This is a genomic window from Saccharopolyspora sp. NPDC049426 (assembly GCF_040676935.1).
In the GTDB taxonomy this organism is placed as follows: Bacteria; Actinomycetota; Actinomycetes; order Mycobacteriales; family Pseudonocardiaceae; genus Saccharopolyspora.
Genome location: NZ_JBFAPZ010000001.1, coordinates 370,620 through 383,228 on the forward strand (window position 1 = coordinate 370,620; position 12,609 = coordinate 383,228).

17 protein-coding genes are annotated in these 12,609 nt (G+C 67.9%); 4 read left to right on the forward strand and 13 right to left on the reverse strand.

Translation table 11 applies throughout. The features are described 5' to 3' along the window. Positions 1-9 precede the first annotated feature (9 nt). The 8 genes from AB0J78_RS01750 to AB0J78_RS01785 all read right to left on the reverse strand — a co-directional run bounded on the left by AB0J78_RS01750 (position 10) and on the right by AB0J78_RS01785 (position 7,331). Entirely contained in the window at positions 10-303 is a 294-nt protein-coding gene (locus tag AB0J78_RS01750; RefSeq protein WP_363785880.1) for a helix-turn-helix domain-containing protein, read from the reverse strand. Beyond that, a complete protein-coding gene (locus tag AB0J78_RS01755; RefSeq protein WP_363785882.1) occupies positions 300-1,595 on the reverse strand; it encodes a DUF3631 domain-containing protein in 1,296 nt (431 codons plus the stop codon). The genes AB0J78_RS01750 and AB0J78_RS01755 overlap by 4 nt, the downstream gene beginning before the upstream one ends. Before the next feature lie 26 nt (positions 1,596-1,621). Further along, entirely contained in the window at positions 1,622-2,629 is a 1,008-nt protein-coding gene (locus tag AB0J78_RS01760) for a bifunctional DNA primase/polymerase (protein ID WP_363785884.1), read from the reverse strand. Between the two features lie 411 nt (positions 2,630-3,040). Next, positions 3,041-5,248: a cell division protein FtsK gene (locus AB0J78_RS01765; RefSeq protein ID WP_363785886.1), complete on the reverse strand. Its 2,208-nt coding sequence runs from the start codon at positions 5,246-5,248 to the stop codon at positions 3,041-3,043. Then, positions 5,245-6,084: an ABC transporter permease gene (locus tag AB0J78_RS01770; RefSeq protein ID WP_363785889.1), complete on the reverse strand. Its 840-nt coding sequence runs from the start codon at positions 6,082-6,084 to the stop codon at positions 5,245-5,247. The genes AB0J78_RS01765 and AB0J78_RS01770 overlap by 4 nt, the downstream gene beginning before the upstream one ends. Next, positions 6,081-6,365 (reverse strand): hypothetical protein, encoded by a 285-nt coding sequence (locus AB0J78_RS01775; RefSeq protein ID WP_363785891.1) that lies wholly within the window; start codon positions 6,363-6,365, stop codon positions 6,081-6,083. The genes AB0J78_RS01770 and AB0J78_RS01775 overlap by 4 nt, the downstream gene beginning before the upstream one ends. A gap of 121 nt (positions 6,366-6,486) precedes the next feature. Next, the gene (locus AB0J78_RS01780; RefSeq protein ID WP_363785894.1) at positions 6,487-7,026 is read right to left on the reverse strand and encodes a hypothetical protein; all 540 of its coding nucleotides are present in this window, start codon (positions 7,024-7,026) and stop codon (positions 6,487-6,489) included. After that, positions 7,023-7,331, reverse strand: coding sequence for a hypothetical protein (locus AB0J78_RS01785; protein WP_363785896.1), 309 nt, complete (start codon positions 7,329-7,331; stop codon positions 7,023-7,025). The genes AB0J78_RS01780 and AB0J78_RS01785 overlap by 4 nt, the downstream gene beginning before the upstream one ends. Before the next feature lie 165 nt (positions 7,332-7,496). Between AB0J78_RS01785 and AB0J78_RS01790 the strand changes: the two genes are divergently transcribed. After that, positions 7,497-7,826, forward strand: a complete 330-nt coding sequence (locus AB0J78_RS01790) for a helix-turn-helix transcriptional regulator (protein ID WP_363785899.1) — start codon at positions 7,497-7,499, stop codon at positions 7,824-7,826. Positions 7,827-7,832: 6 nt separating this feature from the next. Here AB0J78_RS01790 and AB0J78_RS01795 read toward each other — a convergent pair whose 3' ends face one another. Continuing rightward, positions 7,833-8,036: a hypothetical protein gene (locus AB0J78_RS01795; protein WP_363785901.1), complete on the reverse strand. Its 204-nt coding sequence runs from the start codon at positions 8,034-8,036 to the stop codon at positions 7,833-7,835. Between the two features lie 185 nt (positions 8,037-8,221). Between AB0J78_RS01795 and AB0J78_RS01800 the strand changes: the two genes are divergently transcribed. Continuing rightward, positions 8,222-8,962, forward strand: a complete 741-nt coding sequence (locus AB0J78_RS01800; RefSeq protein ID WP_132621333.1) for a helix-turn-helix transcriptional regulator — start codon at positions 8,222-8,224, stop codon at positions 8,960-8,962. Positions 8,963-8,973: 11 nt separating this feature from the next. Further along, the gene (locus AB0J78_RS01805; RefSeq protein WP_363785904.1) at positions 8,974-9,450 is read left to right on the forward strand and encodes an NUDIX domain-containing protein; all 477 of its coding nucleotides are present in this window, start codon (positions 8,974-8,976) and stop codon (positions 9,448-9,450) included. On the opposite strand, the gene AB0J78_RS01810 is transcribed toward AB0J78_RS01805, so the two are convergent. The 4 genes from AB0J78_RS01810 to AB0J78_RS01825 form a co-directional block, all read right to left on the reverse strand. Next, on the reverse strand, positions 9,438-9,986 hold the full coding sequence (locus AB0J78_RS01810) for an HD domain-containing protein (RefSeq protein ID WP_363785906.1): 549 nt from the start codon (positions 9,984-9,986) through the stop codon (positions 9,438-9,440). The genes AB0J78_RS01805 and AB0J78_RS01810 overlap by 13 nt on opposite strands. Positions 9,987-10,257: 271 nt before the next feature. Further along, positions 10,258-10,452, reverse strand: a complete 195-nt coding sequence (locus AB0J78_RS01815; protein WP_363785908.1) for a hypothetical protein — start codon at positions 10,450-10,452, stop codon at positions 10,258-10,260. Beyond that, positions 10,449-10,679, reverse strand: a complete 231-nt coding sequence (locus AB0J78_RS01820) for a hypothetical protein (protein WP_363785911.1) — start codon at positions 10,677-10,679, stop codon at positions 10,449-10,451. Before AB0J78_RS01820 ends, AB0J78_RS01815 begins: the two co-directional genes overlap by 4 nt. An 89-nt stretch (positions 10,680-10,768) precedes the next feature. Beyond that, a complete protein-coding gene (locus tag AB0J78_RS01825; protein ID WP_363785913.1) occupies positions 10,769-11,977 on the reverse strand; it encodes a helix-turn-helix transcriptional regulator in 1,209 nt (402 codons plus the stop codon). Between the two features lie 272 nt (positions 11,978-12,249). Here AB0J78_RS01825 and AB0J78_RS01830 point away from each other — a divergent pair, with 272 nt between their 5' ends. Next, positions 12,250-12,564, forward strand: coding sequence for a hypothetical protein (locus AB0J78_RS01830; protein ID WP_363785915.1), 315 nt, complete (start codon positions 12,250-12,252; stop codon positions 12,562-12,564). Positions 12,565-12,609: the final 45 nt, after the last annotated feature.

Genomic DNA, 12,609 nt, shown 5'->3' on the forward strand with positions numbered 1-12,609 from the left:
TGGCCTCCTTCAGGCGCTTCGCTGGTTGATGAGTCGGTTGGCGTAGTCCTCGATCGCGGCCTTGGGCACGCGGCGGAGTCGGCCGATCTGGACGGATTCGAGTTCGCCGGCCTTGACGAGTGCGTAGGTCTTGGTCCGGCCGATGCCGAGTTGTTCGGCTGTTTCCTCGACGGTCAGCAGCACGCGGTCGGGCATCTTGCGGGCGGGTGGTGCCGGTGCGGCCGGTTCGGGGATGTCCTGCTCGGCGAGCATCGCTGCGAGTGAGGCGAGGGTGGCGGCGAGTTGTGCGGTGTTCGCTGTCATGCGATCCCCCTGGTGTTGATGGTGCGTGGGGTGGCCGTCCCAGCCGTCCCATCCGTCCCAATGCAGGTCAGGCTGGGACGGCTTGGGTTGCTGGGACGGCTTGTGCCGTCCCAGGGGACTGGGCCGGTGATCTGGGTGGGACGGCTTGAGCCGTCCCGGTCGGTGTTGCCGTCCCGCGCTGACCTGGGCTGGGACGCTTGGGACGGCTGGGACGCCTCCCCCGCAGGGGCCTCCGGAGGGCAGTACCGAGCCCAGGCGTCGGCGAAGTCGGCGCGGCGGTAGCCCTTGGCCTGAGAGCCGTCGGGGAACCGAACGTTCGCTGACCTGATCTCGAACTCGGCGAGCAGCTTGGACAGCTTCGCCGGGCTCAATCCGCCAGGTCCGTAGTCGCGCCACGGGGCTTCGAGGTCGGAGTTGAGCTGCCGGAGCAGATCGGCGGTGGAGATGACCTGTGCGTCGTTGAACGCGGTGCGGCAGTCGACCAGCAGCCGAGTGCGGATGGTGCCCTGGTCGTTGTCGGTGGCTTCGGCGAGGAGGTCAACCGCGGCTTGGCGTGCGCGGTCCGGCCAGCTGCCGCCGGCGTGGTCTGCTACTGCGATCAGCGGTTCCCACGTATCCGCCGCTCGGTCTTCCAGCGGCATCTCAGGTTCGGCGCGTTCGAGGGTGTTGAGGTCGCCTCGAAGCCAGGCGGTCATCTGGTCGCCCAAGTGCGTCAGGGCCGGGCGGTCGCGACGGTGGCGGTAGGGCGAGACGGACTCGCCTGGAGCGCGTCGCCGCATCCGGACGATCACGGCGCGGTCCTCGATGGTGTCTGGCATGGCGCCGATGCCAGCCAACGCGGCCATGGCGAACGTCGGAATGGCCTCGACCTTGCGAGTGTTCGCGTCGAACCGGATTGCGGGTCGGTTGCGCTGGTGGCCGGCGTTGAGCAGACCTCGCAGGTCCTCGTTGCTCGCAGCCTCGGCGCCGAAAATCGTGTCGGCTTCGTCAACCAGCATCGTGGGCGGGTCGTCGGTGATGGAGCGGTAGATCGCCGAGGGCGAAGCGTTGACGGTGATCAATGGCTCGTAGCAGACGGCTTCGACCACATCGAGCAGTCGCGATTTCCCGCAGCGCTTCTCCGGGGCGCGGATCACCAGGCGCGGGGCGTGTGCCCAAGCGGGCTGGGCGTGGGTCGCGGCAATCCACAGCACCACGGCGTCGACGGCCTGCGGGCTGGGCAGGATGACGTAGCGGGTCAGCGCGGTGTGCAGCTGGTCGAGTAGCCCGGCCCCGTTGGGTTGAGACGTCATTGAGCTACCTCCTTCCGAGCTTGTGGTCATGCGATGCGGTTTCCGAGGCCGTGCAGTGAGTCCGGGCCGTCGTGGGTTCCGCGCTCCCAACCGCGGAGGGCGTTGCGGCGGGCGGCGGCGGGTTCGAGCGGTTTGCCGGTGCGCTCCCGCCGGCGGAGCGCGGCGGCGGTCAGGGCGTCGATCGCCTCAGTTGCCGTCCAAGGGGCGGTGTCGTAGGTGGCGAGGTTGGCCAGTCGGCGAGCGGCCGCGTAGACCAGGCGCCAGCGCTCCCCTGGCTCGGTTTCGACCTTGGTCAGCTGGCCTTCCCAAACGCGCTGCCAGTAGCCCGGCGCGTGATCGCCCGCCCGCTGCGCCCGGAGGTTGGGAGCCACCGGTGCCGGTGTGGCCGGTGGCGTGACGCGCTGGCACAGCCAGTCCGGCAGTGCTGCAACCTCGGTGGTGGTCGAGACGCGGCGGTAGGTGCCGACGAGATCTTCCGGAGGTGAGGTGATCGAGGTTCCGGGCGCGAGGACGTAACCGCCCTGGGCGCGGACGTCGATCTGGTGCCCCACACGCCCGGTTGCGTCGCTGGAGACGTCCAGACCAGTGGGAGCGCGGAAGTACAGGTGCCGGCCTCCGCTGGGCGTGGCCACGGTCAGGGTCGTCGGCCAGGAGGCTCCAGCGGCGATGCTCAGAGCGTCGAGGGCTTCCAACCCGTCTCCGACTGGACTGGGCACGTCGTGCGCGGCCGGGGACGGGGCCTTGTCCTTGCGGTCGAGGTCGAGCACGACCAGCCCGGACGGGCCGGTCGCGATGCCGACGCCGGCGCTGGGCGTCCGTGCCCACCACTGGCGAATCAGCTCCGGCTTGGTGGTGGCGGCGAGGAGTCCATGGCAGGGCTGTTCAGCGGCCAGGCACCGGCAGACGGTCGGAGCGGCGTGGCCGGTCTTGCAGTGCGGGCAGTTGGCGAAAGGTCGTTTGCTGAACGGGCGGAGAGGAAAGACGTGGATGCCCTGGGTGGCAAGCCAAGTCGCGATGGTGATGTTCGTGGTCATGGCTGGCCCCTTTCAGTGGCGGTGGTGGTTGGCGCGGTGGATGCGGCGGGCGGCGTTGATCACACGGCGGCCGGGGCGAAGGCGAAGGCCGGTGCCGTCACAGGGCGGGCAGAGCCGGAGGGCGCGGCCGAAGGGGGCGCGGCGTTTGCCGGTGCCTCGGCAGGTGCGGCAGGCCTTGAAGGGCCAGAACCAGCACGTCACTCCGTAACCAAACGTGACCAACAGGAGTGCGAGGAACAGGACGGCGCTAGCAGGGTCGGTGGGGGTCACAGATGGCCTCCAGGGCGGTTTTTGGGCGCACTGGCCCACGCACCTCTAGGGACTAGGGCGCTGGTGAAAAGCGGGATGGGGGCCTAGCGGGGTCTCTAGACCTAGAAGGCCGGTCGTCTAGGTCTAGAGACCCGGCGAGGGCTAGCCGGACCCCTCGCTGCGATTACGCTGTGCAACTTCCTGGGCGATGTCGGCGCGGGTGATGCCGATGCGGCTGGCGCCCTTGCCGTCGTCGGTGGTTCCCCACACCTGGCCGGTACGGATGCCGTGCCGCTTGAGCGCGGCGGTCAGATCGGCCGACTCGGTGTAGGTGCCGTAGACCTCCGGCCTGAGCTCATACAGCCGGGCGATGACCCGCTCGTTCCAGACCTTCTTCTCGGTCTCGCCCACCACGGCCAGGATGTCTTCGAGCAACGTGTCCTTCTTCGACACCGACTCGTCGACCTCCGGCACCTCACCGACCGCGTGACCGGTCAGCGTGCCGGCCTGCTCGCGCAAGGTGCGGGCGTAAGCGGCAACCTTCTCCGAGGCAGGACCATCCAAACCGGCCACGGTGCGCACGATCTGCGCATCGGAGCCTTCGCCGACCAGATAGCCAATGCCCTTGTCGGCCCAGGCGAACGTTGTTGCGCGCACGCCTTGCTTGTACTTGGAGGTGCCGAGGACCATGTCGTTTTCGGTCTGGCCCTGCACCTTCAGGCAGAACCGTGTGGAGACGTTCGCGCTGATCCCGGTCGGGAGGCTCTTGGCGTCCGGGCGCTGGGTGGCCAGCATGATGATGATCCCGAGCGCCGGGCCGCGTTTGACCAGGTCGGTGCAGATGGCTTCGAATTCCTCGCCGTGGTCGGGGTGCTCGAACCACACCTGGCACTCGTCGACACCGATGACGATCGGGTGCAGACCGAGCGATTTCTTGCCGGCCAGCTCCGGGGTGACCTTGTTCTCGGGAGCGAGGCCTTGCTTGGCCAGGTCGCGGATGAGCTTCGCGCGGCGGCGGAGCTCGTCGCGGAGTTTGCGCAGGTCACTAATGGCCTTTTCGATCTCTTCGTCGTCGTCTCCGACGCCGTGGGCGTGGGTGACTTTTTCCAGGGGGTCGAGGTCGCCGGTGCCCTTGAGGTCGTAGGTGTGCAACTCCGCCCTGGGGTCGAGTGCGGCGATGAGCAGCAGCTCGCGCAGAGCGAAGGTCTTGCCCATGCGCGGGATTGCCCCGATCGCCACGCTGGTGAACATCAGCCGGAGATCGACCCAGCGGCCGCGCTGGTCGGTGCCGAAGGGCTGGGGCTGGAACAGGTCGACCTTGACGCCCTTGCGCAGTGCCCAGGCGGGTTGCTTGGCCTTGCGCATGTCCTGGTCGCCGACCCACAGGATCAACCGGGCCGCGTGCTCGGCGTTGTCGGCTTCCGGCCACACGCACCCGAGCGGGCGGCGGAGGCCGGAGGCGAGCTTTTCGCGGCGATCCATGATGTCCCCGACCGTCACCCCGTGGGGCAAGTCGACGTCCGCCCGCCATCCCTTGCCATCACGCGAAATCGGCTTGGGGAACCCGATGCCTTCCCCGCCCTTGCCCATCGCCTGGTTGATCCCCGAGATGCCCAGGGAGGCGAGGGCGATTTCGACGGCGTTGCTGGTCAGCTTCGGCACCTTCGTCGCCTCCACCGCCCGCGAGGCGATCGGCTGATCCGCCGGAGCTCCCAACCACCCCACCGCGCCGAGGGCGCCGGCCACAATGGCGTACTGGACCAGCTCCGGGAGGAACGCCCGTCCGAGGAAGAACGCCGCCAACGCGGCCGCGCCCAGACCCACCGTGGCGTAGAACCGTCCTCGGACCCGGCTATCACGCTGGCTCGACAGCCGGAGGTATTCGGCGGCATCCGCGCGGTCAGCGGCAGCATGGCGAACGGTCCGGCCTTCGGCGTCGGTCACCCACCGCAGAAACCCACCCAGCAGCCGCAGCGTCCCTTGTGGAATTCGGATCAGGATGCGGCCGAGGTAGACCGGGCACCGCACCGCGTGGAAGGCGAAGGTGTGGCCGGCGTAGCCCATCGCCCACTTCGCGGTCTCCCGGAACTCCTCCACGCTGCTCGCCCAGCCAGGCAGGATCGGTTCCCGCTTCTGGTGCCGGACCAAGCTCGATCCCGCCTCGGCGGTATGGGGCTGGTCAACCTGCGGGGCCTGGTCCTCGTCGACCAGCTCGCCATCGATGACCTGGTGCTCCGACTCGCCCTCATCGCGGGTCTGGTCGGGGTTGAGGCGTTCGGAGGGGAAGCGCAGCACCCGCGCCTGCTCGCCGTCCTCGTGCGCCTGGTGCTCGTTGCTCTTGGTCTTGGGGGTCTGCGGCTGTTCGGTCATCGCTGCACCTCCCGGTGGTCATTGGTGTCTTTGATCAGGTGGGCCAGGCCCGCACCCATGCCGAGCACTGCGACGGGTAGGCAGGCCACGGCGGCGGTGATGAGCCACGGGGCCTCGGTCATGCCGGCGGCCTTCATCAGGTGGAAAGCGATCTGACCCAGTGCTCCGAGAGCGAGTGAGCCGAGCGCGGAGTACTTCGCGAATCTGCGAGCCTTGGTCGGGACCTGGCCGGAGAGCCACACGCGCAGGGCGTAGGCGGCGTAGGTCTCCACCCCGATCGGGAGCGTGATCGCGGTGTTGATCGCGAACCCGTCCGCGATCCCAGGCAGTGGGTGCACGATGCCGAACCCGGTCAGCTGGCCGAGTCCGACCCACCCGGACCAGATGGCCACGAACGCGGGCAAAGCCAGCAGCATGACCGGCCACACCGCCACCGGCCTCGGCGTCTGCTCCTGGGTGGGCGCATCCGGGTCTGCGGCAGCCGTGATCGGCTCAGACTCCTCCTCCCGCACCGGCTCCACCTCATCCGGAACCGGCTCAACCTCGGCCACCGTGTCCGCTTGAGTGGGCTCGGGCTCGGTGGGGTGGTCGTGGGTTTCGGTAGGTTCGTCGGCGGTCCGTTCGGTGACAACGTGCAGACCAACCGGGTTGGGAGCCTTGGCCGGGTGCTCGTCGGCCAGGCGGTCCAGGATCACGCGGGCCTTCGGCGCCCCGATCCGCAAATCAGCCATCAACTGGTTCCGACTCGGCATGTGCCCCAACTGCGTGACCAGCTGGCGGGCCTGCGGCAGCAGCTCGGCAACCGGTACGGGGTAGGAACTCTTCGCGGTGGTCATCGGCCCACCCCCACAGGAAGCCGCGGAGCAGGCACCCGAGCACCCAACCCATCAACGGCCGTCATGACCAGCCGCAACGCCACACCAAGGCCGAAAAGCCCGACGCCGAGGGTGCGGGCGATACCGGAGGCCACCGCCAGGGCGAAGAGCACGACCAGCGGCAGAACGGTCAGGACGGTGACCCGCAGCAGCCCGGCGGCCACCAGCAACACCAGCGGCAGCACCACGACCACGGCCAGCTCGATCAGCAGGCTCAGCAGTCCGAGGATCAGGGTCTTCATCGCACACCCCCACAGGGGCTGGTGGCGATCCGTAGCATCGGAGATCTCCTAACGGATTGTTGATCGATGGGAGACCCGGCCCAGCAGTAGGTTTGGCGACTGGCCTGCTGGGCCGGGTGCATCAAAAAGCCCACGTGGTCTCGCCGCCGTCGACACGCTCGGCAGCCCTCAACAGGGCCTCGGCCATCAAGTCGTCGTTGCGGTGATCCGCCCAATAGGCCTCATCCCGCGCCGCACACGGCCCGTACCGCTCGACGTACTCCCTGGCCTGCCGGTCGCACCGCAGTTCGCTCCGCGTCTCGTCCGACGCGCTCGCCTCGGCCGTCTCGTCGGCCGGTTCGGCGGGCGCGACCAGCAAGGGCTTGCCGGTGATCTGGGAACGCCACGGCCCCTTCTGCCCCTGAAGGCCCCTGCGCTCCATCTCCAGATAGGCCGCCGTGGGGACCTCATCAACGTGGGGCGGAGGCGCGTCGATCTCGAAGCGGAACGCACCGCAATCGCAGGTCCACCGCACCGTCACCTCAGTGACCTGCTCACCACGGCTGGGCTTGTGCCCCGGGCAGGTCAGCTCACGCCGCCGCCTGGCACCCCGAGAACCGTCCTCGGTCGAAAACTGCGACACCGGCCGCCCGGACAACAGCCAATTCAGCAACCCGTTCACGCCGCCTCCCCGGAGTCCGCATCGGTGGTGATCAGCCGCAGCGCGGCGCCGGCCTCGCGACGCTCGTAGCGACGCAGCCGCGTCCGCTCTCCCGCGCCCAGCTCCGACCAGACGAACGGCGTGACTGGCAGCTCGCCCAGCTGCTCGGCGATGACCTGATCCCAGTAGTTCTGCACCGCCTCCTGCTCGAACTCACTGAGCTCGGCCTCGCAGCCGGCCAGCTCGGCGCCGAACGAGGCGTAGGCCTCGATGTCGTGCTGTCCGTCCAGGTCAGAGGCGAACGTGTCGTAGTTGTGAGAGTGCATCTCCCAGGCTCCTTCCTTGAGCGATGCGCGAACATTAGCGCAACTATTAGCGCTACGGAAGCGATGGGGGGTGACCACGGATAACTCCTGCTTGGGATTTCTCGGGGAAATGGGAACTTCAGCGCTAGGATTTGCGCTGATAGGAGTGGGTCAACGGGAGGTGTCGTGGGCAAGGACTGGGACGCAGTAGCGACCGCAATCAACACCCGATTGGCGGAGCTCGACCTCACGCAGCGAGAGCTCGCCGAGCGGTCCGGGGTGAGCACCGCGACTCTGCGACAGCTCCAGAACAACTACGAGCCGCGTCGTCGTAGTCCGCGCTTGCTGGCCGCCATCTCCGAAGCGCTCCGCTGGCCGTCCGACCACCTGGCCAAGGTCCTCGAAGGCGAGTCCCCTGAAGAGGAAGCGGACCTTCGCGCGGAAGTCGCCCGCCTTCGCGAGGACGTGGCTGAGCTGCGGGAACGCCTCGGCGTTCTGGAGGAGAAGCAGGCCTGACATCGGTCAGCCGCCGATCGCCTGAAGGAAGGTCGCCAGGACGTCGCCGGCGCCGGCGAACTTCGTCCACAGGTCGCCGATCACGTGGGCCGACTCGACCGGCTGCTTGATGATCATCGATCCGACCGCGAACAGGACCAGGAAGCCGATCAGCTTCGGCATCACACCGCCGCCAGCCTTCGGCATCATCGGAACCGCGTTCTTCGCCATGAGTTGCCTCCTCGGTCAGCCCCGCCGCCGATTTGGTGGTCGGGGTTTTTCCGTCTCTGGCAACAAGTTCACCGCGAAACCGCGGACGTTCCCACGGGTCTTTCCGGGTCGGTTGCAGACGTCCTCGCAGCTCTATAACGTCTGCTCAACGTCCCAAAAGGTCCTCAAAACGTCCCGAGGTAGAGATGGCGAACGAGCGTCTTCGTGCAGCAGTGCGCGCGGCTGGCCTCACGATTGAGCAGGTCGCCGCCAAGGTGCGAGTCGATGAGAAGACTGCCGGACGCTGGATCACCAAGGAACGGAAGCCGCACCCGCAGACCCGGAGGAAGGTCGCTGAGCTGCTCGGCACGTCCGAGGTCCAGCTCTGGCCGTCCCTGGCGGAAGACCCGCACACCACGCCGAACCAGGACGTTGAGCTGGTGCACCTCTTCCCGTCTCGCTCGGCTGTGCCGTTCGAGCTGTGGAACGAGCTGATCCACGGCGTCCAGGAGCGCATGGAGGTGCTGGTCTTCTCGGGGCAATTCCTCGTGGAGCAGCACAACATCCTGCCCGTGATCAGGCGGAAAGCCGAAGAGGGCACAGTTTTTCGCTTCGCGGTGGGGGATGAGACCTCGCCGGCGGTCATCCAGCGCGCGGTCGAGGAGGGTACGACCGGAGGCTTGGAAGGCCGGATTCAGATGATGCGGCGCTATCTGAGCAAGGTTGCGGAGTTGGACAACGTCGAGATCCGGACCCACGGGACGATCCTCTACAACTCCATCTACCGCTTCGACGATCAGATGCTGGTCAACGGGCACGCCTTCGGCTCCCTTGCCGGTGAGAATCCCGTTCTGCACCTGCGTCAGGTGGACGACGGACCGATGTGGGAGCACTACCTGCGGTCGTTCGAGCGCGTGTGGCAGGAAGCCACGCCGGAAACCGTCTGAGGAGCACAACCGTGGCCCGCGTGGACTATTTCAACGACCCCAACGCACCGGCGGCCAACTCAGTCGTGCCCTCGGTGACCGCAGCCATCCGCAACGACGCCGGCGACATCCTGCTGATCCACAAAATCGACAACGACCTGTGGGCGCTGCCGGGCGGTGGCCACGACGCTGGCGAATCCCTCACCGACACCGTGGTTCGCGAGGTCAAGGAGGAAACCGGCCTCGACGTCGAGGTCGTGCGCCTGGTCGGCACTTACACCAACCCCCACCACGTCATGGCCTACGACGATGGGGAAGTGCGGCAGCAATTCTCGCTGTGCTTCGAGGCCAAGTGGGTCGGTGGCCGGCCGCGCGAAGACGGCAGCGAAACGAAAGAGGTCCGCTGGGTCGCCCCAACGGACCTCGATCGCCTGAACATCCACACCTCGATGCGCCTGCGCATCGATCACGCGCTGGACGAGACGCGCACGCAGCCCTACTTGGGCTGAGCGGCCAAGCGCTGTTCGGTTCGCCGGACGGCATCAGCCATGACAGGACGTGCCTTCACCCACGTGCGGTGAACCGGGTCTTCGGGCGCGTAGCGGCTGAAGATCTCTTCGATCCGCTCGTCGTAGGCCAGGCGTTGCCCCGCCGGCCCGGTGGTGAGGTCGGCCATGACCAGCGCATCCAGCAATGCCGAGTCCTCGAACGGGAACTCGGCCAACTCGTCAGACATGCCGCGCTCGGCCGCCTCGAAACGCGCCCCGGAGTGGTGCGCGACGAGGTTCACGATCACCTCGGGCCACTCCTGTTCCCGGAGGTACCGGGCACCGTCGAGCGGGTGGAACTTGGTGTGGCCGATCTCGGGGGCGTATCCGATGTCGTGCAGCCAAGCCGCGGCGACCAAGATGTCTCGGTCCTGCGGTGGCACGGCGTCGCTGAGCTCGGACGCTCGTGCAGCGACTGCCTGAACATGCTCCCAACGGCGCCCCAGCGGGGCCACGAAGCGTTCGGCAGTCTCGGCGGCTTGCTGGACCAGCTCCATGTGCGCTCACGCTACCTTTCACGGTCTCAAACGGTCATCGGCGAGTTGGGTTGTGCATCGAAGCCCGGCGATTACGGAGCGCTGTGCCGGGCTCACGCGGATCTTTCGGGGAGGCGCGGCCTTGTCCTTGCCTCGCTGGTCAGTGCCGGTGTCGGCGATTTCATGGCGCGCTGAGAGCGCCGTACGCGACTTGTTCGGGAACGTCCGGAGGGATGGAGGGCGTGGAACACCGAGGAGCGCGGAGTTCGGGGCCATCCGCGCCCCTCGGCTGCTAGGGGATCTCGGATGCAAGGCGATCGGTGATGCAGCTTGGGCAGGCGCGAGCGGAGATCGGGTGGTTGCTTTCGCCGGCGTTAAGGCCGCAGAGGGTCCGGCCGTGGTCGTCCTGGCGGCGTTCGTGCACGACGCCGAGGTGGTCGGTCCACACCTGGGCGTAGCGCTGCTCGCATTGAGTCGGGGCGCTCATGACTCGGCCTGCTTTCGGCAGATGAGGTTGCAGGCGTGGATGCGGGCGTACTCGCGCAGACTCACGGCGACGCAGTCGTCGCAGGCGTGGGTGGGGTGGGTGCCATAGTTGCCGACGGGTTGGCCGCAGAAGGTGTTTCCGGTGCCGGCGTTGCGGATGTGGACGCAGCCGTCAGGACTGGTCCACAGGCCCGCGTCGAGCGGGGGCGTTGCTGGTGCCGCATCCATGCACCCAACGCTGCCGAACCACCACGGTTCGTGACCTTGAATGCGGGGCTATGCGCATCAGCCCAGTGCTGATGCGCATAGCCAGGCGGTTAGCGGCTGGTCATGGTCCGGTAGGAGTCCTGGAGCTCGCCTGCGGTTGGGAGCTTTCCTGCGGTGACGTGGTTGACGACTTCGCGCACGCGCCACCAGTTGGACGGGGCGACCTGCCCGGACTCGATCGCTGTCTGGGCCGCATCGGCCGCTTCGTCTAGGCGCCCGTTGCGCGCGGCGCAGAGAGCGAGGTCGACGTGGGCGGTGGCGTAGCGGCGGGGCCAGGGCTGGAAGTCGTTGGTGGGCCGGAAACGCTCGATGACCTGGCGGGCGTGTTGCTCGCCTTCCGGGTCGCCGAGCCAGGCCAGGGTGGTCGCGGTGTAGGCCGCGGCTTTGCCGGGGTCGTATCGGTAGTGGTGCTCAGCCGGCACCGGCTTCGGTAGATGCGCCGACAGCGAATGGACCCGCTCGACGGTGCGGTAGGTGGCGTCGGCTTCACCGAGTCGCGCCCACGCCCGTCCTTCCTGGGCGGTCGCCTGGATCTCAGCCGAGCTTCCGGACGGTGCGATCGACTGGGCGTGCTGGGAGAGCTCGGCGGCACGCCGATAGTTGCCGCCGGTGAGGGTGCGCCAGGCCTCGGTTTCGTAGCACCAGGCACGGATCTCGTCCTGCTCTGCGTGGGTGGCCAGACCTGCGGCGGTGCGCAGCCGGGCGGTGGCCGGCGCGTGCTGGTTCAGGTCGATGTGCACCGTGGCGGCCAGCAAGGAGAACCAGCCACCGAGCACCAGCAGGTGACGGTGGGCGGCGAGGGTCTTGCGGGGCGCGTCGATGAGCTGGGAGATGTAGCCCAGGTGCTCCCGCAACCGGGGCAGCAGGTCGTGCGGGCTGGACGCGGGGTAGGCGGTGGCCAGGTCATCGAAGGCCATTTCGAGCTGGGCCAGCGTCTCGGTGCTGATGTCGGAGGCCGCGACCCTGCGGGCCAGCTCCATCGCATCGGTCTCGTCGCTCGGCCGCATCGCACCGGCGGCCGGGATGCCCCTGGTCGCAGGTTGCGGGGAAGCGGCGTTGGCTAGGGCGCGGAGCTCGCCGCCGGCGCACAGCAGCGCGTCTAAGGCGTCCACGGTCGCAGGTTCGGGGCGTTGCCGGTCGTTCTCGTACCGGGAGAGATTGCCCTGGTCGAGGTGAAGTTCCTGGGCAAGTTGGGCTTGAGACAGGCCGGCCGCACGACGATGCCGCCGCAGGGCCTGCCCGAAAGACTCCACGGACATGGTCCTCTACCTTCCCGCCGGAAACCCCCACCGGCGCCCCCAGAGCGTCCCCTGGGGGCTAACACCTCCGGCGGGAGGCAAGATCCAGCATGCCAGCCGTGACACGCCCCGATCGAGGACAACGCCAAACTGGCGATCTTTCGAACGCACGTTCTATGATGCTTGTAGGTCGGGTCGGGCGATGGGGAAGATCGACCGACCCGATGCGGGCCGGTCGATCTGCACCCCACTTCGACCGGCCCGCCCTATGGGCACACCAGGGCGGGCATCACATGGCGCACAAGGACGGGGACTGGCAGGGCACCCGGCAACGACCAGACGCCCCAGTCCCCGTCTGGATCAAGCTCGCCTACGTTCTGCCGCCCAGCCCACGACCCGGCGGCCTCGACGGAATCCCGCTCCGAGTCCGTGCCGCTGGCATCGACATCACCAAGATCGTCCCGGGCGTCCTACTCGCCTGGCACCAAACCATCACCGGTGACTGGTGGGCACTCGTCACCTTCGAACTCACCAACCGGTCAAGAAGGCCGGGTCTGGTGGTGACTCAACTCGTGCCGCCTGCCGCTGTAAGACAGCGCCAAAGCTAGCCTGCCGCTGGCTGGTGACGGTCCGTGTGCCTCGAGGCCCCATCA

What these genes read in the sequence shown, in the direction of transcription:
- AB0J78_RS01750 (WP_363785880.1), bottom strand. Translation starts at nt 303, where the DNA reads ATGACAGCGAACACCGCACAACTCGCCGCCACCCTCGCCTCACTCGCA.
- AB0J78_RS01755 (WP_363785882.1), bottom strand. Translation starts at nt 1,595, where the DNA reads ATGACGTCTCAACCCAACGGGGCCGGGCTACTCGACCAGCTGCACACC.
- AB0J78_RS01760 (WP_363785884.1), bottom strand. Translation starts at nt 2,629, where the DNA reads ATGACCACGAACATCACCATCGCGACTTGGCTTGCCACCCAGGGCATC.
- AB0J78_RS01765 (WP_363785886.1), bottom strand. Translation starts at nt 5,248, where the DNA reads ATGACCGAACAGCCGCAGACCCCCAAGACCAAGAGCAACGAGCACCAG.
- AB0J78_RS01770 (WP_363785889.1), bottom strand. Translation starts at nt 6,084, where the DNA reads ATGACCACCGCGAAGAGTTCCTACCCCGTACCGGTTGCCGAGCTGCTG.
- AB0J78_RS01775 (WP_363785891.1), bottom strand. Translation starts at nt 6,365, where the DNA reads ATGAAGACCCTGATCCTCGGACTGCTGAGCCTGCTGATCGAGCTGGCC.
- AB0J78_RS01785 (WP_363785896.1), bottom strand. Translation starts at nt 7,331, where the DNA reads ATGCACTCTCACAACTACGACACGTTCGCCTCTGACCTGGACGGACAG.
- AB0J78_RS01795 (WP_363785901.1), bottom strand. Translation starts at nt 8,036, where the DNA reads ATGGCGAAGAACGCGGTTCCGATGATGCCGAAGGCTGGCGGCGGTGTG.
- AB0J78_RS01800 (WP_132621333.1), top strand. Translation starts at nt 8,222, where the DNA reads ATGGCGAACGAGCGTCTTCGTGCAGCAGTGCGCGCGGCTGGCCTCACG.
- AB0J78_RS01810 (WP_363785906.1), bottom strand. Translation starts at nt 9,986, where the DNA reads ATGGAGCTGGTCCAGCAAGCCGCCGAGACTGCCGAACGCTTCGTGGCC.
- AB0J78_RS01815 (WP_363785908.1), bottom strand. Translation starts at nt 10,452, where the DNA reads ATGAGCGCCCCGACTCAATGCGAGCAGCGCTACGCCCAGGTGTGGACC.
- AB0J78_RS01820 (WP_363785911.1), bottom strand. Translation starts at nt 10,679, where the DNA reads ATGGATGCGGCACCAGCAACGCCCCCGCTCGACGCGGGCCTGTGGACC.
- AB0J78_RS01825 (WP_363785913.1), bottom strand. Translation starts at nt 11,977, where the DNA reads ATGTCCGTGGAGTCTTTCGGGCAGGCCCTGCGGCGGCATCGTCGTGCG.
- AB0J78_RS01830 (WP_363785915.1), top strand. Translation starts at nt 12,250, where the DNA reads ATGGCGCACAAGGACGGGGACTGGCAGGGCACCCGGCAACGACCAGAC.